The following is a 25101-nucleotide window of genomic DNA, read 5'->3' as shown; positions in this document are numbered from 1 at the left end:
CCCGCCCCCGGCTCTGGCCTGCGGCCCGGCCCGCGCCGACACCGGGCCCGGTCCGCTGCCCGGCGCGTGCGGCCACGTCTGTCGGTCCCCGGCCCCGGCCCCGGCCTGCGGCCCCGGCCTGCGGCCCTGGCCTGTAGGCCCGGTGGGCTGGGGGTGGGGCGCGACCCGCGGTGTGGCCCGGGCCGGGCGGGGAGGGGCGGGGAGCGTTCGGCGGGGTGCGGCGGGTGGGGGACGGTCCGTCAGGAACCCGGGAGGGTGAGGACCGCCAGGCCCCCGCCGTCCTCCGCGGCGCGGAAGCGCAGTGTCGCGCCGATCGCCGCCGCCTGGCCCACGGCGATGGTCAGGCCCAGACCGTGCCCCTTACCCCCGCTGCGGAAACGCTGCGGGCCGTGGGCCAGCAGGTAGTCCGGGAAGCCGTCCCCGTGGTCCCGTACGGTGACCACCTGCCCGTCCACCGTCAGCACCACCGGCTGCCGCCCGTGCTGATGGGCGTTGGCCACCAGGTTCCCCAGGACCCGCTCCAGCCGGCGCCGGTCCGTCTCCACGTGGGCGTCCCGCAGGACGACCACCTCCGTGTCCGTCCCCGAGGCCCGCACCACGCGCCCGGCCAGCCGCCCCAGCTGGTGGAGGTCCGTCTCCACCGCCTCGCTGCCCGAGTCCAGCCGGGAGATCTCCAGCAGGTCCTCCGTCAGCTGCCGCATCGTCCGGACCCGCTCGCGCACCAGCTCCGTCGGCCGGCCCGCCGGCAGCAGCTCCGACGCCGCCTGCAAGCCGGTCAGCGGTGTGCGCAGCTCATGGGCCACGTCCGCCGTGAACCGCCGCTCGCTCTCCAGCTTCGACTGCAGGCTGCCCGCCATCGTGTCCAGCGCCCCGGCCACCGTCGCCACTTCGTCCTGGCGCCGCGACGGGTCCTTCGTCCGCGGGTCGTCCACCCGCGCGTCGAGGTCGCCCTGCGTGATCCGCCGCGCCACCGTCGCCGTCTGGTGCAGCCGCCGCGTCACCCGCGTCACCGCGAACGCGCCCACGAGCAGCGTCCCGCCGATCGCCAGCACCGACGACCCGATGATCGCGTTGTCCAGTCCGCTGATGGTGCGGGCGCTCTGCCCGTAGTCGATCGCCGTCGCCAGGGCCCGGCCGTCCGCCGGGCCGGCCGCCCACATCATGGGGCGGCCGCGGTGCTCCGCCACGACCGTGCCCCGGTGCCCGCCGGCCGCGAGCGCCCGCAGTTCCGGCGGCAGCCCCACCGGGTCCAGTCCGGAACCGGGCGGCAGGGGCTCGCCCGCCTCGTACCGGTCCGTCACCTCGCCCAGCTTGCCCAGCGCCTTCTCCCGTGCCGCGGCCACCGTCTGGCGGGTGACCTCCACGTGCACGAGCGCGCCGAGCACGGCTGCCAGCGAGCAGCACATCACCGCGATGAAGCACGCGGACTTCCAGGTCAGCGTGGCCGTCCAGGCGGGCAGCCGCAGCCGCAGCCGCCCGGCCCGCATCCGCCCCCCGGCCCGCGCCCGGTCCTCGCTCTCGCGCACGGTCACGGCCGGTCCGGTGCGGGCCCGGGCCCGAGACCGCCTCCGCCACCGCGACCCGGGCCGGGGCCCGTCCCGGGGCCGAGACCACCACCGTTTCCGCCCCCGCCACCGCCACCGCCACCCGTCCCCGTCCCGGGACCGGTCCCGGGACCGCGGTCCTGCGGACCCGGCGGGTTCGCGGGCACCCGTACGATCTGCTCCCGGGTCGGCAGCATGGTGCGCTGCTTCTCCTCCCAGGACCAGGCGGTGATCAGCTCGTAGCCGCGGTTGCCGCTGGGCACCCGCAGCACCACGTCCCGGCCGGCCAGCTCCACCGAGACGACGGTCTGCGTGGTCGCCATGATCCGCTTGAGGCGGCCGTCGCCGTCCGCGGTGTACACCCGTACGGACATCATCTTGTCCGGGAACTCGATACCCACGATCAACTCGTCCGTGCCGTTGCCCGTGAGGTCCCGGTAGTACGGCGCCAGCACCGGGCACGGCGCCGGCTCCGCGGCCCCCGGCGTGCAGGCCTTGATCGCCGCCGCCGTCTCGGCCGGCATCCCGTCGGCCCCGACCCCGCTCTTCGGATGGGCCTTCAGCTCCGCCTGCACGAGGGCCACCGGATCGACCCCGTGCACGTCCTGGTCGCGGACGGGCGGAATCCCCTTCACGTACTCGGGCGGGGCGCCGGCCGGATCGGCCGGCGGTACCGTCGCCCCCAGGCGGTCGGGCCACAGGTGCACGGGGCCGCTCGCGGTCGCGGTCGCCCCGGCGCCGACGAGCCCGCCGGTGTCCCCGCAGCCCGCCAGCAGCGGGAGCACGGCGAGGAGCAGCAACGGGGCCGCGGCCGCGGCTGGAGCGGTGGAACGGCGGCGCGCGCAGCCGCCGAGAACGAACCTCTTCACGGCCCCCCTGTTCACAGCCCCCGTGCCCTTCTGCGCGCCTTACGACGACGGTCGATCGCATCCACCCTATGCGGAGGTGCGCCCCTTTTGCCCGGGCCGGCCTCCGGTGGCCGTGGGGACGGGCGGGCAGGCACTCCGAGCCCCTCCGTGCGTACGGGGGTACGGACGCCCCTCAGCCGTCCGTGCGTCCCCGGCGCAGCATGGCGAAACCGAGCCCGGCCGCACCCACGGCGGCGATACCGCCGCCCGCGGCGAGCAGCAGGATGCCGTCGCCCGGCCCGTCGGCCAGCGTACTCAGCCGCCGGCTCTCTGCGGACGCGGCCTCCAGGGCGCGGGTGTCGCCGGCGGCGGCCCGCTGCTCGGCCGACACCGGGATGATCTGCCCGTCGCGGGTGCCGGTCTTGTGCCCGTCGCCCGCGACGGCGTGGCCGCCGCCCTTCGCGGGGGCGTCGCCCACCCAGGAGGTCAGCCGTCCCTCGGGGTCCAGGGCTGCGTGCAGGTCGCCGGAGCTGCCGACATCGGTGACCCCGTCACGGCTGGTCAAGGTGGTGGCCCTGGCGCCGTCGGCGGCCAGGATGTCCGCCTGGTAGGCGCCCTCGGCCGTCCGGTAGATCCTCGCCGTGGACACCCCGTCGGCCAGCGAGAGGCTCTTGACCAGGGTCCGCTGCGGGGCCGAGGAGTGCGCGGACGAGACCGCCGGCACCCCCTCTGCCAGAGCGGCGGCGGTGGGCAGCGCCAGCAGGCTTCCGGCACAGGCGGTCACGGCGGCGGCGCGAACGAGAGTGCGGCGGCGGACGGGGCTCACGGGAAGTCCTTCTGGCTGGTGCGTCGGTGTCCTGGTCCGGGTCCGGTGTCTCCAGGTGCGACCAACCTAGGCCGCGGCCGTTGCGGCGACACCCCGTTCGTGTAACAGCGAAGCCGCAAGGTTCCGTCGGAGTCGTTACACAACCGAGGGATTGCCGTGCGGCGCCCCGGCTGCTCACATGGACGGCGGGGGTGAGGGTGGATGCGCGGACTCAAGGTACTGCCCAGCGGCCGGCCCGGACGCGGCCGACTGTACGTCAACCTGCCCGACGGGCAGGCGGTCGCCTGGTACGACCGCCAGGCCAACCGGATCAGCGTCCTCGCGGACGACCACCGCGAAGCCGTCCTGGCCGTGCTGCGGCCCTACCTGAGCGGCACGGTGTCCATCGGGCCGCCCCCGGTCCCCACCCCGGCCGACCTGCGCCGCCTCGCCATGCCGCCGGACGCGGACCTGGCGCCGAACCGCCCCGGCGAGACCCTGCTGGCCGAGTTGGAACACGGCACCGCGGGCACCCGGTCCCGGCACCGGCTGCGCCAGGACCTGACCGCGCAGCAGCGGATGGGCGACGCCTTCGACGCCCTGGAACCGGACGGCTGGCGGACCCTGCACTGCGTCCCGCTCCCGGGATTCGGCCGCATCGACCACCTGGTCATCGGCCCGGCCGGGATCTTCTGCGTGCGTACGGTCCCGGGGCGCCGGCAGCGCGCGGTGATCGGCGACCTGCTGCTCACGGTCGGCCGCGCGGAACCCCGTCCGGACCCCCGCTGGATCCGCGGCGCCGCGGCCCGCGCGACCGCGGTCCTGGCCGCGAAGGTCACCCCGGCCCTCGCGGTGGTGGACGCCTCCCGCCTGGAGACCGCCCCGACGGTCCGCGACATCCGCATCCTCCAGCCGCCGACCGCGACCCCGGACCTCCTCGCCGCCCCGACCGCCCTCAAACCCCCCGATGTCGAAGCCCTGTTCGCCCAGGCCCGCGACGCCCGGACCTGGCTGCCGCCGGCCCCGCCGCCGCCCTCCCGGCCCACACCGGGCCCCCCGGGGTTCGAGGCACGAGGTCCGGGGCGGAGGCCGGGGAAACGCTGAAAGGCCGGGTCGGAGGAAGGTATCCCCGCAGGGGCCCAGGCCCCGCCCCGAGGGCGCCCATCAGGCTCGGCCGCGCAGCTGCGACGAGGGCGCCCATCAGGCGAGGACCTCAGGCAGAGGTCCGCTTCCGCGGTGTCGCTGCCGCCTTCCTCGCCCCGGCGGCCGTGCCCGCCTTCTTCGCGCTCGCCGCCGAAGTCGACCTGGCTGTCGCCGACTTGCCCGAAGTCGACCTGCTCGCGGTCGACTTGACCGAGGCCGAACCGGACCTGCCCGAAGCGGTCCTGCCCGAAGCCGACTTGGTGGCCGTGGACTTGGTGGCGGTCGCCTTGGCCGGTGCCGACTTGGCCGTGGTGGACCGCTTCTTCGACGTGGTCTTCGCGGCCGCCGCGGTCTTCTTCGCCGAAGCCGCCGTCGACTTCTTCCCGCCGACCGCCTTCGGCGCGGCCGACGTCTTGCGGCCCGCCGCCGCGCGCCGCCGCATCGGAGTGACCTCGGCCCCTGCCCCGCCACCCGAATCGGCGTCCGCGTCCGCCGCTGCCTCCGCCCCCTCTCCCGCCCCCGCCTGCGCCCCGCCCTCGCCCCGCGACGCCTTCGCGGCCCGCACGCTCTTCTCCAGCGCCGCCATCAGGTCGATCACCTGCCCGCCGGCGGGCTCCGACGTCGCCTCCGCGGGCTCGAACGCCCCGCCCGCCTTCGCCGCGATCATCGCTTCCACGGCATCCCGGTAGTCGTCGTGCAGCGACGCCAGCTCCACCTCGCCCAGCGTCGCCATCAGCGCGTCCGCCAGGTCGAGTTCGGCGTCCCGCACCGTCACCTCCGCCTCCGGGGCGACCCCCTCCGGCACCCGGATCTCGTCCGGCCACAGCAACCCGTGCATCGCGATCACGTCGTCGACGACCCGCAGCATGCCCAGCCGCTCCCGCCCCCGCAGCGCGTACTTGGCGATCGCCACCTTCCGGCTCCGCTTCAGCGCCTCCCGCAGCAGCGTGTACGGCTTCGCCGCCGTCGCCCCGTTCGCCGCCAGGTAGTACGCCGCGTCCATCTGCAGCGGATCGATCTCCTCGGCGGGCACGAACGACATGATCTCGATCGTCTTCGCCGTGGCCAGCGGCAGCTGCGCCAGGTCCTCTTCCGTGATCGGGATGACGGACCCGTCCGCCTCCTCGTACCCCTTGCCGATCTCGGCGCCCGGCACCTCCTCGCCGTCCAGCTCACACACCTTGCGGTAGCGGATCCGGCCGCCGTCGGCGAGATGGATCTGACGGAAGGAGATCGAGTGGCTCTCGGTGGCGTTCACGAGCTTGATCGGAATGCTGACGAGGCCGAAGGAGATCGCTCCATTCCAGATGGATCGCACGGTTCCTCCTGTTTCGTGGCAATCTCATCGTATGACGCCGATCACATTGGTGGAGGGCCGTCGCATCGCGCTCAGCAACCTCGAGAAGGTCCTCTACCCCCAGACCGGCTTCACGAAGGGCGAGGTTCTCCACTACTACGCCACCGTCGCGGAGCCCCTGCTCGCCCATGTCCACGACCGGGCGGTGTCCTTCCTGCGCTACCCGGACGGACCGGACGGCCAGCTGTTCTTCACCAAGAACCCGCCGCCCGGCGCACCCGACTGGGTGAGGACCACCCCCGTGCCCCGCTCCGAGGACCCCTCCGCCGAACAGGTGGTCGTCGCCGACCTGGCCACCCTCATGTGGTCCGCCAACCTCGTCGTCGAGTTCCACATCCACCAGTGGCCGGCCGGCAGCCCCGCCGTCGCCGACCGCATGGTCCTCGACCTCGACCCCGGCGCGCCCGCGTCCGTCGTCGAGTGCAGCGCCGCCGCCCTGTGGCTGCGCGACCGCCTCGCCGCCGACGGCCTCGACGCCTACCCCAAGACCTCCGGATCCAAGGGCCTGCACCTGGCCGTGCCCCTGGAGCCGACCCCGTCCGCGCAGGTGTCCGCGTACGCCAAGCAGCTCGCCCAGGAGGCCGAGCGCGAACTCCCCGACCTCGTGGTCCACCGCATGGCCAAGGCCCTGCGCCCCGGCAAGGTCTTCGTCGACCACAGCCAGAACGCCGCCGCCAAGACCACCGCCGCCGCCTACACCCTGCGCGCCCGGGCCCGGCCCACCGTCTCCGCCCCCGTGTCCTGGGCAGAGGTCGAAGCCTGCCGCACCCCCGCCGACCTTGTCTTCCTCGCCGACGACATCGGACCGCGGCTCGACCGCGACGGCGACCTCTTCGCCCCGCTGGCCGACCCCGCGCAGGGCCGCCCGCTCCCCAGGGCCCGGCCGTGATCCGCGTAGCGCTGGCCGCCGCCGTACGCACCCTGCCGCGCGGGGCGGGGCTGGCGTACGAGCCGAAGTTCGACGGGCACCGGCTGGTCATCGCACGCTCGGCGGCCGACGTGGCCCTCCAGGCCCGCTCCGGGCGGATCGTCACCAGCGCGTTCCCCGATCTGGCCGCGGCCGCCCTGCAGTTGCCCGCCGGGACGGTCCTCGACGGCGAGGTGGTGGTCTGGCACGCGGGCCGCACGGACTTCGCACTGGTGCAGCGGCGCGCGGCGGCCACCGCCGCGCGGGCCGCCGTGCTCGCCCAGAGCCTCCCGGCCTCGTACGCCGCCTTCGACGTGCTGGAACTGGCCGGGCTGGACGTGCGCGGCCGCCCGTACGAACGCCGCCGGGCCCTCCTCGTCGACCTGCTCCTGCCCCTCGGGCCACCGCTCCAGCCGGTCCCGATGACGACCGACCCGGAACTGGCCGCCACCTGGTACGAGACGCTCCCCGCCAGCGGCATCGAGGGCCTCGTCGTCAAACGGCTGGACCAGGCCTACCCGGCCGGGCGGCGCGGCTGGCAGAAGCTGCGGCACACCGACGTACGGGACGCGGCCGTCGTCGGCTACACCGGCACCCCGCGCAGGCCGCTCGCCCTGGTGCTCGTCCTGCCGGTCGGGGACGAGACCCCGCTGGTGTCGAGCCCGCTGACGGCGGCGCTGCGCCGGGAGGTGGCCGAGGCCGCCGCCGCGCGCGGGGCCGCCGAGCCGGGCGCCACCGTCACCGCCATCGGGCTCGGGGAGGTCCCCTACCGCACCCTGGACCCGCCGCTCACGGCGGAGGTCCGCCACACCTCGGCCCGACACCCGCCGCCGGAGGTGCTGCGGCTGCGGACAGACCTCTGACCCGACCCTCTGACCCGCGCGGGAGGCGCGGGTCAGAGGGTCGGGTCGTCGTCTCCTCTTCGTCTCCGGGACGCAGGGGTCTTCTCAGGAATGCGCTCCGCGCCCCGCGTCCGGGGGAGCCCCGGGCTGCGGGTGCGGCCCCGGGCCCTCGGGCAGTCTGTATCCGGACTCGCGCTCCTTGCGGACCTCGTCCGGGTGGCTGGAGGTGGTGGAGCCGAAGTTCCCGTAGCCCTGCATCTCGTGCGGCCTCAGGCCGCCCTCGGGGATCTCCACCTGGTCCCGCTCCTCGCGGACCTCGTAGACGGCCCCGCCGTTCGGCAGGTGCGGCTGCTCCTCGGGGGCGGGCGGCGGCGGCTCCTTGGCCCGGACCCGCTGCCCCAGCTTGAAGCCGCCGAGCAGCATGCCGGCGACGACGATGCCGACGACGAGGAACCACACGATGTCCAAGGCGACCGGGTCCACGCTCAGGATCATGTCCATACGGAGCATTTTCCCTCACATCGCCTGGTTGCGCGCATTTCGGACGCGACGGCGGGGTGCATCGGGACGGGCGGGGATGCAAGAGACTCAGGCGTTGACCGGCCCGGCGGCGTCCCGCAGCGCCCCCGCGTTGCGCGCCCCCAGCACCCCGAGGATCTCCGCGCAGATCGCCAGCGCGGTCTCCGCCGGCGTGCGGGCGCCGAGGTCGAGCCCGATCGGCCCGTGCACCCGGGCCAGCTCCGCCTCGGTGACCCCGGCCGCGAGCAGCCCCTCCCGCCGGCGCGCGGTCGTACGCCGCGACCCGAGCGCCCCGACGTACGGCACCCCGGCGGCCAGCGCCGCCCGCAGCGTCGGCACGTCGAACTGCTCGTCGTGGCTCAGCATGACCACGCACGCGGCGTCCCGGCGCGCTTCGACGACCTCCACCGCCGGCCCGGCCGCCTCGACCCGTACCGCCTCCCAGCCCAGCAGCAGCGCCTGCCGCTCGATGACGGCGGCCAGCTCACCGCCGCCGCCGATGACCACGTACGGGGCCGACGGGTGCGCCTCGACCAGCACCAGCCCGCCATCCCCGTACAGGGCGTCCCGCCCGGCCCGCCGCGTGGCCAGCAACTCCCCGGCCCGCCGCCCGGCAGCGTCGCCCGGCACCGCGGTCGCCCGTACGACCTCACTGGATGCCCGGTCGGCGGCCTCGTTCAGCCGGGTAACCAACGCCACCCCGACACCCTCGCCGAGCAGCTCCCACCACTCGGCGGGAATCGCCGCGAGCGGCTGGAGCAGCACCTCGGCCCGCCCGCCGCAGGTCAGCTTCGCCGCCACGGCCTCGTCCCCGGTCACGGACACCTCGCACACCCGCGCGGTGGCCCCGGGCGCCAAGGCCGCGGCCTCGGCGACGAGCTCGGCGTCGAACACTCCGCGGTACAGGCTGCCGACGCACTCCCCCCGCGGGTCGACGAGCACGGCCCCCGCGGGATCCCGCGGCCCGAAGCCCTGCTCGGTGACGGGCCGGGCCAGATACCCCGCCCGCCCCTCGGCCACCCACCGCTTCGCCGTCTCCACCAGCTCACGCATCGCGCCGCCCCATCCACTCCGAGCTCTCCCCGCAAAGCACCAGGTCAGCGGCACCCTGCGGGCTCACCATCCACCCTAGACACCCCCATGCCCCGCCCCCAGCCCCCGAACCCACAGCATCCCCGGGCCACCGCTCGTACGGACCACCGGAAGCCATCCGCAGCCACGCCGTGCCACCGCGAAACCCGCGATGAGGCTCCGGTCACCCGATCAGAGCGGATCGAGGCCGGAGCACCCCCTCCGGCCTATGCGGGCACACACCGCATGCCATGCCCGGGCGTCTCGAAGTCCCCGCTCCGAAAGGCGTGTTCATGCCTCGCACCTCCCCTGGAACGGCGGGGTCGGCGTCAGTTGTGGGCTGGGGAAGCGTCACAGCGACCTATGACAACGCGAAGAACAAGGCGATGTCGAAGGATCTCGCCGCGGACCCCCGACGCCGGCGACGGCGCCTGGGGACTCGGGTGTCCGAGACCTCGTGGTCCGCTACAGGCCCAGGACCGCCCTCGACATCCCAGCCTCTCCTTCCGACCCGGCATCACAGCTCTCACCAGTTCCAACGGTTCGGGCTCCTCCTCCGTCCCGCGGCGGGATCGGTCTGCGTCGGGGACGATCGAGCCACGGCGCTACCGCGCGGCGATCGGATGCCTCCCCAAGCCCCAGGCTTTCCGGGCCATTTCACCGTCCACGAGGCGATCACCTGTTCCGCGTGGCTGCGCAGCTTCCTCGCGGCCGACGCGCCGGGACCGTCCGGCGCGTGGTCGACGACCTGAACCTCACCGATGTGGCCGACGCCCGCCTGGCACGTCTCTCCGGAGGCAACCGCCAGCGTGCCTGCATGCGCCCGGACCGTCGTCCACCAGCCCACGACCGGCATCGATGGGGAACACCGCATCGAGCTCCGCCGGTACCTGGCTCACCTGGGCCGTACCCGCTGCGTCGGACATCGAGTTGCCGGCCGACCGGGTCGTCTCACTGCGCGGGGCGCGTCGTCTTCGACGGTTCGCCCGCTGAACTCGCGGCCGAGCAGGCGCCGGCGCATACGCGAAGACCCCGTCCTCAGCGCTGCCGCTGATGGCGGGGTCTTTGGGCACTTCCTGCGAAGTGCCCCCGGCAGGATTCGAACCTGCGCACACGGCTCCGGAGGGGGCGCCTAAGACGGCGTATGTTGAGGTCTTGACCTGGGACTTCGCCGTAGCAGCGTCAAAGCGCCACCGTTGTCTATCGCGTATCGTGCACAGGCCCGATCTCGGCCGCCCGGGCATGGCCTGCGATGGCCCTAGAGGAGCCGCGCCAGCTCGTGAAGGATGGCGTTGAGGCGGGCGGGCGGTTCCAGGTCGTCCATGCCGATGGTGGGGCCCGCGGCATCGCTGATGGGCCGGTGCAGACCGTCATGGGCGATGTCCTTGAAGGCAGCGAGCCTCTGGGCGTGTGCTTTGTCGGTCCGCTGTATGGGGAACGGGTGTTGGGCCGCGACCTGCTTGAAGTCTCGGTGCCCAAAGACCGGTGGGATGTGGTCCAGGATGGCCCGGATCAAAGCCGCGCTCGCATACGGGTTGCCGGTCGCGTAGTTCTCGTTCAGCTCCCGGCACAGGGCGATCAGCTTGTGCAGCCCCCAAGTGCTCGTCTGTGCGGCTTTCTCCAGATCAGAGAGAAGGGCGAGGCCCACGTACGGCCCGCGCCCGGGCAGGGAGACTTGTGGCTCGATCATCTCCACGGGGGCCGGAGTGATCTCAGCGGCGTTCGCGGTCACAATCTCGATCGTCTTTTCGATGTACCTCTCGACGGTGTCTACGCCGATGTACTTCATCACGCTGCGGGTGACATCGCGCTCCCAGCGCCCATCGGGGAAATTGACGCCACTGGTGCTGATGGCCGGCTCGTGCGAGAGCAGGTCGGGTAGGACCTGGACGAACCAGGGCTTGAAGGAGGGATGTGTGGAAGCGAGTTCGGTGGAGCGGAGGTGGACGGTGGGGAGTTCGTTGGTGATCGGCCTATCGGTGTAGAGGTCGATCATGTGGCGCAGGGCCTGCACGAAGGGATCCCCAGCCATCATCTTCACCTGGGGGAGGACCAGGGAGGCAGCTACCGTCAGCCGCACCCGGTCACCCGGGCCTACACGGGGCCGGGGGTGGGAGACGAAACCGTAGCTGGCGCCGAAGGGTCCCTCAATGCCGACACGGGGCATCGAATTGAGGATGATGTCGGCGTCCTGGCCTCGCAGGTCGTACCGGTGCTGAACATTGGCCCACAGCGGCCACTCACCAGTGTCAAGCCACGGGTGGGCGATAGCGCCGAGGAGGGAGTGCTGGTCCTGCGTGAGTGTTACGTCGGAGAGCATGTCCATAGAGACCTCTTGGTCTGGAGCGAGAGACGGTCGACCGTGGCGTCTCACAGGGCGTTCATCCTACGAGCTTCGTGCCCAACCAATCTGGAAAAGACCTCCTTTGAGGCACCGACACCCTGGCCCCGTGCTCTGCAGACCGCCTCGTCATCCCACGGGTTGAATGAGCCAGCCCGCCGGCAGCCATCAACCTGTCGCGCATCAGATCTGACGAAACGCTGCCGTCCCAGCCTGTGAAGGCAGATCATGACGGTCATCTGGTACGAAACGGGGAGGGCACTGTGAGCGTCGAACGAGTCCATGGCGCGGAGGTACTGCTACCGGTGCGGCCGTGGAGTAACCGAGCGTTTTCCATGCCGGCGTTGCCGGGTGGGACGGACGCGCAGATTGAGGTTCTGCGTGTCCTGCTGGCAGCCCTTCGTGACGGTCTCCCGGTGGAGGAGCCAATCGCCCTGCCGGGCGACGCAGGTGGCCACACAACGCTTGCCCTGGTTGGTCAGCGACTTCAGCCAGCGGGACTTGTTACAAGGATGGGTCGCAGTTCCTGGGCGCTCACCATGCATTCTGAGGAGTGGCTGAACAGCGGCGACGACGCTTATCTAATCGCGATTCTCCATGCCAACATCCGTTTTGTGGGTGAGCTGGTTCACGAGGCCCGCGAAGGCTGTACGCAGTCGGATCTCTTGACCCGCGCGGCTGAGAAATATGGCTGTGCGTGGGAGAGCCTTGACCAGATCCGAAGGCGGACAGCTTGGCTTCGAGCAGGCGGATTTGTCGAGCTTGACTTTCGGCATGACATTACCCCCACAGAGTCGGGCCTAGAGCTTGTGCGGCGCTTGGAGCTGGCCGAACCGAAAATTGGTAAGCGACGTGCGGGAAAAGTCGACCCAGTCACGGAGCTGCCCGCAGCACATCCACTCGTCCGGGCTCAGCTTGATGGCCCTGGGCGGGATCGTAAGGCCAACATTGGGTATATTCCGCGCAATGATGGCGACTCTTTTTTGACGATGCGGAAATTTTCTAAAGCGCTGACTGATGATATGTCGCGTGAGGAGATTGACGAGTTCGCCTCGGCTGAATTTGGCCTCAGGCCATCGTCGGTCGCCTCCGCTCTTGGAACGCTCAAGGCTGCGGGGATGGTTGAACAAGTGGGGTTCGGTACCTACCGGTCTACAGATATTGCGAAAGCCTGCCTCGCCGCACCGCATGACCTCGATTACCTGCGTGTCGTTCATTCGAAGTTTAAGTTCGTCGGTGAAATCCTAGAAGCCCTTGAGGAAGTTGACACCCCTCGCGACTTGGCTGCCTTGGCGCTGACTCGCTACAGGGTTCCTCGCGAGGACATTCCGGAAGTGCGGACGCGACTTCAAATGCTGCGAGAGTGTGGGCTCGTAGAGGAGGTTACTTGGGGGCACTATCGAGTGCTCCCGCTAGGTCGGGCCATGCTGGCTGACTTGCCGACGGACGCGCCCGCAGCCCTTGAAGCGACGCAGGGGGAGGGCCCGACTCCTGGGGTTGAGGCCTCGCTCAGCCCGACGGCCGAGACTTTGCGGGCAGCCTCGCGGGACTCGGGTAGCCCTGAGCGGTTCGAGCGAGAAGTCGCGGAGGCATTTGCACATCTCGGGTACGACAGTCAACTTTTCGGCGGCCCCGGGCAAACCGACGTCCTGGTCACGGCGCACCTCTCTGGCGACTCTAAGTACAGCGTAATTGTCGATGCCAAGTCGTCGGCATCCGGGAAGATTGGGGAGACGCAGGTCAACTTCGACACGCTTAAGGAACATCGCGCCGCGAATTCGGCAGAGTATATACTCGTCGTTGGTCCAGGATTCCCCGGTAGCCGTCTGGCCGCACGAGCCGAAGCGCATGGCGTGGGGCTACTGGATGTAGAAACTCTGATCTCCATTGTCGAGCATCATGCGCAAGCCCCGCTCACGCTTCAAGAGCTTAGGGACGTATGTAGTCGTGTCGGCGTGGTGGAGAGTGGGGTGCTCGAAAAGCGGTGGAGCGCGGAGAAAAGGATGTATAGGTTGTGTGATCGGGTTTTGCGACAGTTGGCCACCGAAGCAGCCTCTGCGGACGCGGTAACGACTGGCGCGCTCTCGGCTCACGATCTATACCTGATTTTCCGGTCCGAAGTAGAAAATCCGCCGACTCCGCACGAAATTGAATCTGTGTTGAAGTTCCTTTCTTCGGAAATTATCCACGCGATCCGAAAAGTGGGCTCCCAGTACTCGATTCTCGAAGATCCGGGTACGACAGCTCGGCGTCTGAATCTTCTTGCGGCGAGCGTTGCGGGCCAAGCGTCCGCGAGAATCCGATGAACTGGCCGCACTCGCGTCGTTGCGGTCAATGCACTCCTGTCGAGGGGAACGAACAATACCCATGGTTATTGCGCAGCTTTTATCGTCGCTTTGTGTAAAATGCGGCACGAAGCTAAGTCGAAGTAACACCGACATCGTGTGCAGTCCCTGTCGCCGGACGATCGGCGCTGGGGCGACAGACCGGCCGTTTGGGGCTACACAGGCCGTCTCGGACTCGCCGCACTGGCTTGCCGGGTCCTGTACTACGCGGGGCTTCGACCCGCCGAGGCGGTCGGGCTCCGGTGGACGGACTGCCACCTGCCCGAGAACGGGTGGGGCACGCTGACGCTGCGGGAGACGCGCCCCGTCTCCGGGAAGCAGTGGACCGACTCTGGCGAGCGCCACGACCGGCGTGGCCTGAAGGCGCGCGAGGCGTCCACGGACCGGCCGGTCCCTATACCGGCCGTTCTGGTCGCCATCCTTCAGTCGCACCGAGAGGAGTTCGGGACCGCCAAGGAGGGGCGTGTCTTCGGGAACGAACGCGGTGGAGTGGTCGGATCCTCCACTTATTGGCGGGTATGGGAGGAAGCGCGGGCGTACGCGCTGCCCCCGGAACGTATGGACTCGCCGTTGGCCGGCCGCCCGTACGACCTGCGGCACGCGTGCATCACGCGGTGGCTGAATGCTGGGGCGCCCATTGCTGAGGTGGCGCGGCGCGTCGGCAACTCGCCTGAGGTGATTCATCGCCGATACCACGGCTGCATCGACGGTCACGAGGAGGCGGCCAACGCGAAGATTGCAAAGGCTCTCGATGACGAAGGCGACACACCGGGGATGTAGTTGATTAGGAGCGGTGGCCCGGAGCAATCCGGGCCACCGCTCTTCACATCTTGGTGGCGGTGGGCATCATGAAAGGCCCAAGATGACGCGAACGCAGTCCTCGACTCGCTGCAATTCGCTCAGATCCAGGAGACCGAGACGCCTACGAAGCCTGGACTTGTCCACGGTGTGCAGGTCCGTGCAGTTGACGTATGACTCGTCGTACTTGGTTACGCCGCACTCGGGGCCAATGGGGACATGAGTGGATGTTGGGCCAGACGTTCCGGTAACCACGGCAACGGTCACCGCTGACAGTGGTTCGGCAATGCGATTGACGGTGAGGACGACCACGGGGTGTGAGCCGATTGGGCTGGGCAGGACGCATCCCCATACCTCTCCGCGCATCGCGGAACCGGGACTCACCATTCGATCTCGTCTGCTGCTTCCAGCTCATCCGCCGTGGCTGGCGCAACGCCTGCCGGAGTCGGAGCCTGCGCCCCCTTATAGAAGGAGCGAATCTCCTCAGAGGCTGCCACCTCCGCAGCTTCGCGTGAAAGTAGGCGCAATCCCTCTCGGAGAGCGTCAGACAGCGACGTGAGGTTGAGGGTCTGCATCACGAGGCGCAGGTCTGCCATCTCGTCTGGGCGCAGTCGAACCTGGGCTACTTCGGTAGAGCTGGAGTAGCCGCCCGCACGGGAACGCGGCGAGCTGCGCTGGTCAACCTCTGCAGGCTTGAGCTTAGTGCTCTTGCCCTCTACAGCGGATTTCGCAGCCCTGCTGTGCGTTACCCCAGCGATGCCGCGTTGCTTCGGCGTAGGGAGTGGCTTGGCCTTCTTCGCTCGGGTTTCAGGCGTCATCGTTCCTCCTCTCTCCAGCCTGTAGTACAGGTGTCATACGCCAGTCTCGCTGGCTCCGGCTGGCAGGTCAAGGCGGCTTAGTCGGGTTGTCGGTCCCCTGGGCTTCGTGTGTCGGAGGTGTGTCGTGAACAGTGAGAGACAACGAGAAAGGGCGGGAGTCAGTGAGACTGACTCCCGCCCTCTTCTGCTGGCACATGTGCTGGTCAGCGGTTTGATCACGCTGGCCTGGCTTCTGTGCCCCCGGCAGGATTCGAACCTGCGCACACGGCTCCGGAGGCCGTTGCTCTATCCCCTGAGCTACGGGGGCGTGTCGCTTGTGGTGCGGCGACGGGTTGAACACTACCAGCTTCCGCGGGGTGATCAGGAACCGTTTTGCGGGGGACGGGGGAGTGGGTCGCCCGCACGGGGTGGAAGTGGCAAAAACCCGGACGCGGGGGCCCGGGCGGACCTACTCTCGAGTTGTGTCAGGCGTCTCGGGCCGCGTCCTCGTTGTCGACGACAACAAGGTCATCCGGCAGCTGATCAAGGTCAATCTCGAGCTGGAGGGCTTCGAGGTCGTGACCGCGAACGATGGTGCCGAGGCTCTGGACATGGTGCACCGGGTGCGCCCCGACGTGATCACCCTTGATGTGGTCATGCCGCGGCTGGACGGGGTCGGGACCGCCGCGCAGCTGCGGGCCGATCCGCGGACCCGCGACGTGCCCGTCGCCATCGTCAGCGCCTGTTCGCAGCAGGAGGTCGAGGCCGGGATCGCGGCCGGGGTCGACGCCTTCCTCGCCAAGCCCTTCGAGCCCACCGAGCTCGTACGCGTCGTGCGCCGGCTCGTCGAGCGCAAGGACCGGCGCGACGGGAGGAAGGGCGCTCCCGCCGGGCGGGGCCGGGGCTGAGCGGGCCGGGACGGGTCCGCTGTTCACATGGCGAAACCCTTCGCGGGATGACCGGGCGTCTCCCCTAGGCTGGTCCCGTGACCCCCGCAGACCTCTCCCGTTGCGTCGTACGCGCCGTGCGCTGCGCCGTCGCGGACGGGGAGCTGGCCGCCGGTGCGGCCGTGCCCGAGCGGGTCGTCGTCGAGCGGACCCGGCCCGGCGGGGTGGGGGACTACGCCACCCCCGTCGCCTTCCAGGTCGCCAAGGCCGCCGGACGCCCGCCCCGTGACGTGGCCGACGTACTGGCCCGCCGGCTCGGCGCCGAGCCGGGCATCGAGCAGGTCGAGGTCACCGGAGCAGGGTTCCTCAACTTCGTGCTGCCCGCCCCCTCCGCGCGCGCCCTCGTGGCCGACGCGATCAGCCGGGATGTCCGCGGCCGAGCCGCCCACGCCGTCCCCGCCGCCGCCCACGCCGTCCCCGCCGACGCCCACGCCGGCCCCGCCGCCCCCGCCGACGCGAGCGGGCTCGGGCTGCGCGAGCGCGTCGTCCGCCGGAGCGTTCAGCGGCTCCTGTACGTCCAGGGCGCCACCACCGCGCCCGAGCACCTGCCCGACCTCCCCGTCGCCCCCGTCGCCCCCGTCGCCCGGCGCGACGGCGACGTCGTCGCCCGCTACGGGGCCGACGCCGCCTCCTGGGCGATGCTCGCCACGCCCGCCCGGGAGACCCCTTCCTTCTCCGACGAGCAACTGCTCGTGCAGAGCGAGGCCGGCGAGTTCTTCCGGGTGCGCTACGCCCACGCGCGCAGCCGGGCCCTCGTACGCAACGCCGAGCAGCTGGGCTTCCGCCCGGAGGCGGGCGAGGTCGACGACGCCGCCGCCCTGCTGCGCCTCCTCGCCGACCACCCCCTCGTCCTCGAGGCCGCCGCCCACCACCGCGCGCCCGAGCGGCTCACCCGGCACCTCGTCGAGCTGGCCGACGCGCTGCTCGACTTCCAGTACCGCGTACTGCCCCAGGGGGACGAGAAACCCTCGGCCGCCCACCGCGCCCGGCTGGCACTCGCCGAAGCCGCCGGGACGGTGCTGGCCGGCGGCCTGGCCCTGCTCGGCATGGACGCACCCGAACGCCTATGACCCGCGAAGAGAGAAACCGATGAGCCGTTCCGCGCACCCCGCCGGGCCCCGCCACGCCGACGTCCTGCCCGAAGGGCACTACTCCCCGCCGCCCGCCGACCTGAACGCGCTCGACGAGAAGGTCTGGGCCCGCACCGTACGGCGCGAGGGCGACGGCGTCGTCTCCGTCGGCGGCATCGAAGTCACCAGGCTCGCCGAGGAGTTCGGGACGCCCGCGTACTTCCTCGACGAGGACGACTTCCGGGCCCGCTGCCGGGCCTGGGCGACCGCGTTCGGCAAGGACGCCGATGTCTTCTACGCCGGGAAGGCGTTCCTGTCCAAGGCCGTCGTGAAGTGGCTGAAGGAGGAGGGCCTCAACGTCGACGTGTGCTCCGGCGGAGAGCTGTCGACCGCCCTCGCCGCCGGGATGCCCGCCGACCGGATCGCCTTCCACGGCAACAACAAGTCCGAGGACGAGATCCGCCGGGCCGTCGGTGCCGGTGTCGGACGGATCGTCCTCGACTCCTTCCAGGAGATCGCCCGCGTCGCGCACGTCGCCCGCGAGCTCGGCGTCCGCCAGCCCGTGCAGATCCGCGTGACCGTCGGCGTCGAGGCGCACACGCACGAGTTCATCGCCACCGCCCACGAGGACCAGAAGTTCGGCATCGCCGTGGCCGACGGGTCCGCCGCCGAGGCCGTGCGCCGCGCCCTCGGGCACGACTCGCTGGAGCTGCTGGGCGTCCACTCCCACATCGGCTCGCAGATCTTCGACATGGCCGGCTTCGAGGTCTCCGCCAAGCGCGTCGTGCGGCTGCTCGCCGCCGTCCGCGACGAGCACGGCGTCGAACTGCCCGAGATCGACCTCGGCGGCGGCCTCGGCATCGCCTACACCTCGAACGACGACCCCCGCGAGCCGCACGAGATCGCCAAGGCGCTCACCGAGATCGTGGCCCGCGAATGCGAGAGCGCCGGTCTGCGCGCCCCCCGGATCTCCGTCGAGCCCGGCCGCGCCATCGTCGGCCCGACCGCCTTCACGCTGTACGAGGTGGGGACGATCAAGCCGCTCGAAGGGCTCCGTACGTACGTCAGCGTCGACGGCGGGATGTCCGACAACATCCGTACGGCCCTCTACGACGCCGAATACTCCATCGCGCTCGTCTCCCGTACCTCCGACGCCGAGCCGATGCTCGTGCGCGTCGTCGGCAAGCACTGCGAGAGCGGGGACATCGTCGTGAAGGACGCGTTCCTGCCCGCCGACCTGGCGCCCGGCGACCTCCTCGCCGTGCCCGCGACCGGCGCGTACTGCCGCTCCATGGCCAGCAACTACAACCACGCGCTCCGCCCGCCCGTCGTCGCCGTGCGTGACGGACAGGCGCGAGTGATCGTTCGCCGCGAGACGGAGGAAGATCTCCTGCGGCTCGACGTCGGATAATGAAATAGGTGTCTCAGCCAATGGACCGAGGATGGAAAGTGCTGTCCATTGGGTGAGACTGGTTCAGACCCCGCGCGCAAACCGCGCGCGGGGTAATGAGGGAAGATCGAAAGGCGTAGGTCGAATGATGCGTACGCGTCCGCTGAAGGTGGCGCTGCTGGGCTGTGGAGTGGTCGGCTCAGAGGTGGCTCGCATCATGACGACGCACGCCGACGACCTCACGCAGAGGATCGGCGCGCCCGTCGAGCTCGCCGGCGTGGCCGTGCGCCGCCCCTCCAAGGTGCGTGAGGGCATCGATCCTGCGCTGATCACCACCGACGCGACCGCCCTCCTCAAACGCGGTGACATCGACATCGCCATCGAGGTCATCGGCGGCATCGAGCCGGCCCGCACCCTGATCACCACCGCCTTCGAGCACGGCATCTCGGTGGTCTCCGCGAACAAGGCGCTCCTCGCCCAGGACGGCGCCGCGCTGCACGCCGCCGCCGAGCAGGCCGGGCTCGACCTCTACTACGAGGCCGCCGTCGCCGGCGCCATCCCGCTGATCCGCCCGCTGCGCGAGTCCCTCGCCGGCGACAAGATCAACCGCGTGATGGGCATCGTCAACGGCACGACGAACTTCATCCTCGACAAGATGGACTCGACCGGCGCCGGCTACCAGGAGGCGCTCGACGAGGCCACCGCCCTCGGGTACGCCGAAGCCGACCCGACCGCCGACGTCGAGGGCTACGACGCCGCCGCCAAGGCCGCGATCCTGGCCGGCATCGCCTTCCACACCCGCGTCCGCCTGGACGACGTCTACCGCGAGGGCATGACCGAGGTCAGCGCCGCCGACTTCGCCTCCGCCAAGCGGATGGGCTGCACCATCAAGCTCCTCGCCATCCTCGAGCGCGCCGCGGACGGCGAGTCCGTCACCGCCCGCGTCCACCCGGCGATGATCCCGCTCAGCCACCCGCTCGCCTCCGTGCGCGAGGCGTACAACGCCGTCTTCGTCGAGGCGGACGCCGCCGGGCGGCTGATGTTCTACGGGCCCGGTGCGGGCGGCGCCCCGACCGCGTCCGCGGTCCTCGGCGACCTCGTCGCCGTCGCCCGCAACAAGCTCGCCGAGGCAACGGGGCCCGGCGAGTCGGCGTACACCCAGCTGCCGGTCAGCCCCATGGGCGATGTCGTCACCCGCTACCACATCAGCCTCGATGTGGCCGACAAGCCGGGCGTCCTCGCCCAGGTGGCGACGACGTTCGCGGAGCACGGTGTGTCCATCGACACCGTCCGGCAGCAGGGTCGTCCAGACGGGGTCGGCAAGGAGGCCTCCCTCGTCGTCGTCACCCACCGCGCCGCCGACGCCGCCCTCTCCGGGACCGTCGAGGCGCTGCGGAAGCTGGACACCGTCCGCGGTGTCGCCAGCATCATGCGTGTTGAAGGGGAGTAAGGACCCATGAGCAGCAATCGCACCCACCAGTGGCGCGGGATCATCGAGGAGTACCGGGACCGCCTGCCGGTGACGGACACGACTCCGGTGGTCACGCTCCGCGAGGGTGGCACTCCCCTCGTCCCCGCACAGGTGCTGTCCGAGCGCACCGGCTGCGAGGTGCACCTGAAGGTCGAAGGGGCGAACCCCACCGGGTCCTTCAAGGACCGCGGCATGACCATGGCGATCACCAAGGCCAAGGAGGAGGGCGCGAAGGCCGTCATCTGCGCCTCCACCGGCAACACTTCGGCGTCCGCCGCCGCCTACGCGGTGCGCGCCGGAATGGTCTCCGCGGTGCTGGTGCCCCGCGGCAAGATCGCGCTGGGCAAGATGGGCCAGGCCCTCGTGCACGGCGCCAAGATCCTCCAGGTGGACGGCAACTTCGACGACTGCCTGGACCTCGCCCGCGCACTGTCCGACAACTACCCGGTGGCGCTGGTCAATTCCGTCAACCCGGTGCGGATCGAGGGCCAGAAGACGGCCGCGTTCGAGATCGTCGACGCGCTCGGCGACGCCCCGGACGTGCACGTGCTGCCGGTGGGCAACGCGGGCAACATCACCGCGTACTGGAAGGGGTTCAAGGAGTACAAGGCCGACGGCCTGGCCTCCCGTACGCCCCGCGTGTGGGGTTTCCAGGCCTCCGGTTCCGCGCCCATCGTGCGCGGCGAGGTCGTCAAGGAGCCGCACACCGTCGCCACCGCGATCCGCATCGGCAACCCGGCCTCCTGGGAACAGGCGCTGGCCGCGCGGGACGAGTCGGGCGGCTTCATCGACGAGGTGACGGACCGCCAGATCCTCGCCGCCTACCGGCTGTTGGCCGCTCAGGAGGGCGTCTTCGTCGAGCCCGCCTCGGCCGCGTCCGTGGCCGGTCTGCTCAAGGCCGCCGAGCTGGGCCTGGTGGATCCGGGGCAGAAGATCGTGTGCACCGTCACGGGCAACGGCCTCAAGGACCCCGACTGGGCGGTCGCCGGCGCTCCGCAGCCGGTCACCGTTCCGGTGGACGCCGAAGCCGCCGCGGTGCGCCTCGGCCTGGTCTGACCGAGCGATCGTGCGAGCCGGGTTTCCGGAGGTTCCCCGAGTGCCCTGACGGCACTCCCGGGGCCCTCCGGAACCCGGCAACTCGCCTCGTACGACGACAAAAGTGCGGCCGAAGCGGGTCCAACCCGGTCGAACCCCGCGACACGCATCGTGCGCCTCCTGTGCGCCCTATGTCGCGGGAGAACCTTCCTTCGATACGCTGTACTTACATCCGCCACCGCGCATATGACTGCGGTGCTGCCCCGAGGGCCTTCGGGTGTCGTGGGTTCTCCAGTACATTCACAGCGAGCCAGCGAAGAGCGAAGTTCTCGCACAGTCACAAGGAGTGTCATCGGACGATGGCCGGTCCAGCGTTCCGCGCCGCCGCCGTACGGGTGCGCGTCCCCGCCAGCAGTGCCAACCTCGGCCCCGGGTTCGACGCTCTGGGCCTGGCCCTGGGGCTCTACGACGACGTCGTCGTCCGGGTGGCCGACTCCGGCCTGAACATCGACATCGCGGGCGAGGGCGCCGACACCCTCCCGCGGGACGAGAGCCACCTGCTCGTACGCTCCATGCGCACCGCCTTCGACCTGCTGGGCGGACAGCCGCGCGGCCTTGAGGTCGTCTGCGCCAACCGCATCCCGCACGGCCGCGGCCTCGGCTCCTCCTCCGCCGCCATCTGCGCCGGCATCGTCGCCGCCCGCGCCGTCACCATAGGCGGCGAGGCGAAGCTCGACGATGCGGCGCTCCTGGAGCTCGCCACCGAGATCGAGGGCCACCCCGACAACGTCGCCGCCTGCCTCCTCGGCGGGTTCACCCTGGCATGGATGGACGGGGGCAGCGCCCGGGCGATCCGGATGGAGCCCGCCGAATCCATCGTTCCGGTGGTCTTCGTACCCTCCCGGCCGGTCCTCACGGAGACGGCCCGCGGCCTGCTGCCGCGTACCGTCCCGCACGTGGACGCGGCCGTCAACGCGGGCCGCGCGGGCCTGCTCGTGGAAGCCCTGACCAGGCGTCCCGAGCTGCTCCTGCCGGCCACCGAAGACCGGCTCCACCAGGAGTACCGGTCCCCGGCGATGCCCGAGAGCGTGGCACTCGTCAACCGACTGCGGGCCGACGGCATCCCCGCGGTCATCTCCGGCGCGGGCCCCACGGTCCTGGCGCTGGTCGACAACGACGCGGCCGACAAGGTCGCGCAGCTCGCGGGCGAAGGGTGGGCCGCGAACCGGCTCGCCCTCGACGCCGCGGGCGCGAGCGTCCTCCCGCTGGGCACCCAGGGCGGCTAGGCCTGCTCTTCGAGCAGGCCCAGTCGGCCAGGGGCGGGCGGCCAGGGCAGGCCGCCCGCGCGGAAGGGCGCGATTGCCGGTGATTGAGAGGGGGAATATCTATTGGATCCGGTAGTGTTAGTCTCAAGTGCGCATCGGAAGCCGCCATGGCTCGGTGCTCAGTGTCCCCATCCGGGACCACATTTCTTCCGGGAGCCTCCCCGACTGCTTTGATCGCTTCCAGCAGTTTCGAGCACGCTCCGGAATCGGCGTGATTTTCCCACGCTTTCAGCTCGGGGGCTTCTCGCCGAACCCACGCACGTTTCTTTCCGCCGTATCTCTGTATCGGCGGACCACCGCCCCGGCACGGTCCACACCTAGGGCCGTCGTCGGACAGCACAACCGGTCGCCGAGCCAGACAGGCCGACGTCCGCTCCAGGGAAGGACCCTTCGTGAGCGACACCACCGATCTGATGGGCGCTGCCGACACCTCTGTCGACACCAGTGCCCCCGCCGCGGGCGCCGCACCCAAGCGCCGCCGCACCGGCACCGGCCTTGACGGCATGGTCCTCGCCGAGCTGCAGCAGGTCGCGTCGGGCCTCGGCATCAGGGGCACCGCGCGGATGCGCAAGAGCCAGCTGATCGAGGTCATCAAGGAGGCGCAGGCGGGCAGCGGTGCCCCCAAGGCCGCCGCCTCCGCCGCCGCGGACACCGCCGAGGCCAAGCCGAAGCGCCGCGCCACCAGTAAGGCCCGTACGGCCGCCGCCGACACCGCACCGGCGCAGGCCCCCGCGGCCCCCGTCGAGAAGCCCGCCGCCGCGCAGGCGCAGATCGAGATCCCGGGCCAGCCCGCAGGTGGCCCCTCCCGTTCGAGCGCAGCCGAGAGCGGGGCAGACGAGGCCCCGGCCGGCGAGCGCCGCCGTCGTCGCGCCACGGCCCCCTCCGGCAGCCCGGAGGGCTCGGCCCCCGTCGCCGTACAGGTCGAGCAGAAGGCCGACACCGCCACCGCCACCGCGCCCGCCGAGCCCAAGGCCGAAGCCGCCACCGCGGTCTCCGCCGGCCAGGCCCAGGGCCAGGACGGCGAGGGCCGCGGCCGCCGCGACCGCCGCGAGCGCGGCGACCGCCAGCGCGACCGCCGCGACCGCGGCGCCAAGGCCGACGAGCAGGGCCAGGGCGGCCAGGCCCAGGGCCAGCCCGCACAGGGCGGCCAGGGCGGCGGCCGTCAGGACCGCGCCGACCGTCAGGACCGCCAGCAGCAGGGCGGCCGCGGTCAGGGCCAGGGCCAGCAGGGCCGCCAGGACGCCGGCCCGCAGGACGACTTCGACGACGAGGGCGGCCGGCGCGGCCGCCGCGGCCGCTACCGCGACCGCCGGGGCCGCCGCGGCCGCGACGAGTTCGCGCCGAACGAGCCGCAGGTCGCCGACGACGACGTGCTGATCCCCGTCGCGGGCATCCTCGACATCCTGGACAACTACGCGTTCATCCGGACCTCGGGCTACCTGCCCGGCCCCAACGACGTATACGTCTCCCTCGCCCAGGTCCGCAAGGCGGGCCTGCGCAAGGGCGACCACACCACGGGTGCCGTGCGCCAGCCCAAGGACGGCGAGCGCCGCGAGAAGTTCAACGCCCTGGTGCGCCTCGACTCGGTGAACGGCATGGCGCCCGAATCCGGCCGCGGCCGACCGGAGTTCCAGAAGCTGACGCCCCTGTACCCGCAGGACCGGCTGCGCCTGGAGACCGACCCGGGCGTGCTGACCACCCGCATCATCGATCTCGTGTCGCCGATCGGTAAGGGCCAGCGCGGCCTGATCGTGGCCCCGCCGAAGACCGGCAAGACCATGATCATGCAGGCGATCGCCAACGCGATCACCACGAACAACCCCGAGTGCCACCTGATGGTCGTCCTGGTCGACGAGCGTCCGGAAGAGGTCACCGACATGCAGCGGTCGGTCAAGGGCGAGGTCATCTCCTCGACGTTCGACCGCCCGGCCGAGGACCACACCACCGTCGCCGAGCTGGCCATCGAGCGCGCCAAGCGCCTCGTGGAGCTGGGCCACGACGTGGTCGTCCTGCTGGACTCCATCACCCGTCTGGGCCGCGCGTACAACCTCGCGGCGCCCGCCTCCGGCCGCATCCTGTCCGGTGGTGTCGACTCGACCGCGCTGTACCCGCCGAAGCGCTTCTTCGGTGCCGCGCGCAACATCGAGGACGGCGGCTCGCTGACCATCCTGGCCACCGCGCTGGTCGACACCGGCTCGCGCATGGACGAGGTGATCTTCGAGGAGTTCAAGGGCACCGGCAACATGGAGCTCAAGCTCGACCGGAAGCTCGCCGACAAGCGCATCTTCCCGGCTGTCGACGTCGACCCGTCGGGCACCCGCAAGGAGGAGATCCTCCTCAACGCGGAAGAGCTCGCCATCGTCTGGAAGCTGCGCCGGGTGCTGCACGCGCTGGACTCGCAGCAGGCGATCGAACTGCTCCTCGACAAGATGAAGCAGACGAAGTCGAACGCCGAGTTCCTGATGCAGATCGCGAAGACGACCCCGTCGGGTAAGAACGACGACTGAGGTCCGTCGGCCGGCGTCCCACGCCGGCCGTGAGGCATC

At 71.1% G+C, this 25101-nt stretch carries 20 protein-coding genes, 1 tRNA gene and 1 pseudogene; 12 read left to right on the top strand and 10 right to left on the bottom strand.

What is annotated here, in order from left to right; all coding sequences use genetic code 11:
- Window positions 1-239 precede the first annotated feature (239 nt).
- The 3 genes from AVW11_RS00855 to AVW11_RS00845 form a co-directional block, all read right to left on the bottom strand.
- A complete protein-coding gene (locus tag AVW11_RS00855; protein ID WP_060176951.1) occupies window positions 240-1472 on the bottom strand; it encodes a sensor histidine kinase in 1233 nt (410 codons plus the stop codon).
- A 56-nt stretch (window positions 1473-1528) separates the two neighbouring features.
- Window positions 1529-2413 carry a hypothetical protein gene (locus tag AVW11_RS00850; RefSeq protein WP_063898407.1) on the bottom strand — a complete coding sequence of 295 codons (885 nt, stop codon included), beginning with the start codon at window positions 2411-2413 and terminating at the stop codon, window positions 1529-1531.
- A 172-nt stretch (window positions 2414-2585) separates the two neighbouring features.
- Complete coding sequence (locus tag AVW11_RS00845) at window positions 2586-3218, bottom strand: hypothetical protein (RefSeq protein ID WP_060176777.1); 633 nt, start codon at window positions 3216-3218, stop codon at window positions 2586-2588.
- Between the two features lie 201 nt (window positions 3219-3419).
- Between AVW11_RS00845 and AVW11_RS00840 the strand changes: the two genes are divergently transcribed.
- Window positions 3420-4301 carry a nuclease-related domain-containing protein gene (locus AVW11_RS00840; RefSeq protein ID WP_076042894.1) on the top strand — a complete coding sequence of 294 codons (882 nt, stop codon included), beginning with the start codon at window positions 3420-3422 and terminating at the stop codon, window positions 4299-4301.
- A 109-nt stretch (window positions 4302-4410) separates the two neighbouring features.
- Here the strand turns inward: AVW11_RS00840 and ku are convergent, their stop codons facing one another.
- Entirely contained in the window at window positions 4411-5658 is a 1248-nt protein-coding gene (gene ku, locus AVW11_RS00835) for a non-homologous end joining protein Ku (protein WP_076042893.1), read from the bottom strand.
- 31 nt (window positions 5659-5689) lie between these two features.
- On the opposite strand from ku, the gene ligD reads away from it, so the two are divergent.
- Both ligD and AVW11_RS00825 read left to right on the top strand, forming a co-directional pair.
- Window positions 5690-6586: a non-homologous end-joining DNA ligase gene (gene ligD / locus AVW11_RS00830; RefSeq protein WP_060176779.1), complete on the top strand. Its 897-nt coding sequence runs from the start codon at window positions 5690-5692 to the stop codon at window positions 6584-6586.
- Window positions 6586-7467 (top strand): ATP-dependent DNA ligase, encoded by an 882-nt coding sequence (locus AVW11_RS00825; protein ID WP_030853537.1) that lies wholly within the window; start codon window positions 6586-6588, stop codon window positions 7465-7467. Before ligD ends, AVW11_RS00825 begins: the two co-directional genes overlap by 1 nt.
- Window positions 7468-7551: 84 nt before the next feature.
- On the opposite strand, the gene AVW11_RS00820 is transcribed toward AVW11_RS00825, so the two are convergent.
- The 3 genes from AVW11_RS00820 to AVW11_RS00810 form a co-directional block, all read right to left on the bottom strand.
- Window positions 7552-7947 carry a DUF6479 family protein gene (locus AVW11_RS00820; protein WP_030853540.1) on the bottom strand — a complete coding sequence of 132 codons (396 nt, stop codon included), beginning with the start codon at window positions 7945-7947 and terminating at the stop codon, window positions 7552-7554.
- Between the two features lie 87 nt (window positions 7948-8034).
- Window positions 8035-9018, bottom strand: a complete 984-nt coding sequence (locus AVW11_RS00815) for an XdhC family protein (RefSeq protein WP_076042892.1) — start codon at window positions 9016-9018, stop codon at window positions 8035-8037.
- Window positions 9019-10294: 1276 nt separating this feature from the next.
- The gene (locus AVW11_RS00810) at window positions 10295-11362 is read right to left on the bottom strand and encodes a hypothetical protein (protein ID WP_076042891.1); all 1068 of its coding nucleotides are present in this window, start codon (window positions 11360-11362) and stop codon (window positions 10295-10297) included.
- Window positions 11363-11640: 278 nt separating this feature from the next.
- Here AVW11_RS00810 and AVW11_RS00805 point away from each other — a divergent pair, with 278 nt between their 5' ends.
- Together AVW11_RS00805 and AVW11_RS00800 are read left to right on the top strand one after the other, a co-directional pair.
- Complete coding sequence (locus tag AVW11_RS00805) at window positions 11641-13683, top strand: restriction endonuclease (protein ID WP_143568780.1); 2043 nt, start codon at window positions 11641-11643, stop codon at window positions 13681-13683.
- A gap of 234 nt (window positions 13684-13917) precedes the next feature.
- Window positions 13918-14502 (top strand): annotated as a pseudogene (locus AVW11_RS00800) (tyrosine-type recombinase/integrase); the annotation flags it as partial.
- A gap of 66 nt (window positions 14503-14568) precedes the next feature.
- Here the strand turns inward: AVW11_RS00800 and AVW11_RS00795 are convergent.
- From AVW11_RS00795 to AVW11_RS00785, 3 genes are all read right to left on the bottom strand, one after another.
- Window positions 14569-14886, bottom strand: coding sequence for a type II toxin-antitoxin system PemK/MazF family toxin (locus AVW11_RS00795; RefSeq protein WP_240528091.1), 318 nt, complete (start codon window positions 14884-14886; stop codon window positions 14569-14571).
- Between the two features lie 14 nt (window positions 14887-14900).
- Window positions 14901-15338 carry a hypothetical protein gene (locus tag AVW11_RS38170; RefSeq protein WP_240528089.1) on the bottom strand — a complete coding sequence of 146 codons (438 nt, stop codon included), beginning with the start codon at window positions 15336-15338 and terminating at the stop codon, window positions 14901-14903.
- Window positions 15339-15573: 235 nt separating this feature from the next.
- A tRNA-Arg gene (locus AVW11_RS00785) sits at window positions 15574-15645 on the bottom strand.
- A gap of 82 nt (window positions 15646-15727) precedes the next feature.
- Between AVW11_RS00785 and AVW11_RS00780 the strand changes: the two genes are divergently transcribed.
- The 7 genes from AVW11_RS00780 to rho all read left to right on the top strand — a co-directional run bounded on the left by AVW11_RS00780 (window position 15728) and on the right by rho (window position 25062).
- Window positions 15728-16225, top strand: a complete 498-nt coding sequence (locus AVW11_RS00780) for a response regulator (protein ID WP_037834276.1) — start codon at window positions 15728-15730, stop codon at window positions 16223-16225.
- A 77-nt stretch (window positions 16226-16302) separates the two neighbouring features.
- On the top strand, window positions 16303-17334 hold the full coding sequence (gene nrtL / locus AVW11_RS00775) for an ArgS-related anticodon-binding protein NrtL (RefSeq protein WP_076042887.1): 1032 nt from the start codon (window positions 16303-16305) through the stop codon (window positions 17332-17334).
- A gap of 19 nt (window positions 17335-17353) precedes the next feature.
- Window positions 17354-18745: a diaminopimelate decarboxylase gene (lysA, locus tag AVW11_RS00770; RefSeq protein WP_076042886.1), complete on the top strand. Its 1392-nt coding sequence runs from the start codon at window positions 17354-17356 to the stop codon at window positions 18743-18745.
- A gap of 127 nt (window positions 18746-18872) precedes the next feature.
- Window positions 18873-20174 carry a homoserine dehydrogenase gene (locus tag AVW11_RS00765; RefSeq protein ID WP_030853572.1) on the top strand — a complete coding sequence of 434 codons (1302 nt, stop codon included), beginning with the start codon at window positions 18873-18875 and terminating at the stop codon, window positions 20172-20174.
- Between the two features lie 6 nt (window positions 20175-20180).
- Window positions 20181-21251 carry a threonine synthase gene (thrC, locus tag AVW11_RS00760; RefSeq protein WP_060176785.1) on the top strand — a complete coding sequence of 357 codons (1071 nt, stop codon included), beginning with the start codon at window positions 20181-20183 and terminating at the stop codon, window positions 21249-21251.
- Window positions 21252-21589: 338 nt separating this feature from the next.
- Window positions 21590-22516, top strand: a complete 927-nt coding sequence (thrB, locus tag AVW11_RS00755) for a homoserine kinase (RefSeq protein ID WP_030660261.1) — start codon at window positions 21590-21592, stop codon at window positions 22514-22516.
- Between the two features lie 431 nt (window positions 22517-22947).
- Window positions 22948-25062 carry a transcription termination factor Rho gene (gene rho / locus AVW11_RS00750; protein ID WP_060176786.1) on the top strand — a complete coding sequence of 705 codons (2115 nt, stop codon included), beginning with the start codon at window positions 22948-22950 and terminating at the stop codon, window positions 25060-25062.
- Window positions 25063-25101 lie beyond the last annotated feature (39 nt).

Source organism: Streptomyces amritsarensis, assembly GCF_001953875.1.
In the GTDB taxonomy this organism is placed as follows: Bacteria; Actinomycetota; Actinomycetes; order Streptomycetales; family Streptomycetaceae; genus Streptomyces; species Streptomyces amritsarensis.
Note: the sequence above shows the minus strand (reverse complement) of the source record. Positions and strands in the feature narration are given on the sequence as shown.

Excerpts from the sequence above, each read along its gene's own strand:
- AVW11_RS00815 (WP_076042892.1), bottom strand. The coding sequence starts at position 9,018 with ATGCGTGAGCTGGTGGAGACGGCGAAGCGGTGGGTGGCCGAGGGGCGG.
- AVW11_RS00840 (WP_076042894.1), top strand. The coding sequence starts at position 3,420 with ATGCGCGGACTCAAGGTACTGCCCAGCGGCCGGCCCGGACGCGGCCGA.
- lysA (WP_076042886.1), top strand. The coding sequence starts at position 17,354 with ATGAGCCGTTCCGCGCACCCCGCCGGGCCCCGCCACGCCGACGTCCTG.
- AVW11_RS00820 (WP_030853540.1), bottom strand. The coding sequence starts at position 7,947 with ATGGACATGATCCTGAGCGTGGACCCGGTCGCCTTGGACATCGTGTGG.
- AVW11_RS00810 (WP_076042891.1), bottom strand. The coding sequence starts at position 11,362 with ATGGACATGCTCTCCGACGTAACACTCACGCAGGACCAGCACTCCCTC.
- AVW11_RS00765 (WP_030853572.1), top strand. The coding sequence starts at position 18,873 with ATGCGTACGCGTCCGCTGAAGGTGGCGCTGCTGGGCTGTGGAGTGGTC.
- thrC (WP_060176785.1), top strand. The coding sequence starts at position 20,181 with ATGAGCAGCAATCGCACCCACCAGTGGCGCGGGATCATCGAGGAGTAC.
- thrB (WP_030660261.1), top strand. The coding sequence starts at position 21,590 with ATGGCCGGTCCAGCGTTCCGCGCCGCCGCCGTACGGGTGCGCGTCCCC.
- AVW11_RS38170 (WP_240528089.1), bottom strand. The coding sequence starts at position 15,338 with ATGACGCCTGAAACCCGAGCGAAGAAGGCCAAGCCACTCCCTACGCCG.
- AVW11_RS00795 (WP_240528091.1), bottom strand. The coding sequence starts at position 14,886 with ATGCGCGGAGAGGTATGGGGATGCGTCCTGCCCAGCCCAATCGGCTCA.
- ligD (WP_060176779.1), top strand. The coding sequence starts at position 5,690 with ATGACGCCGATCACATTGGTGGAGGGCCGTCGCATCGCGCTCAGCAAC.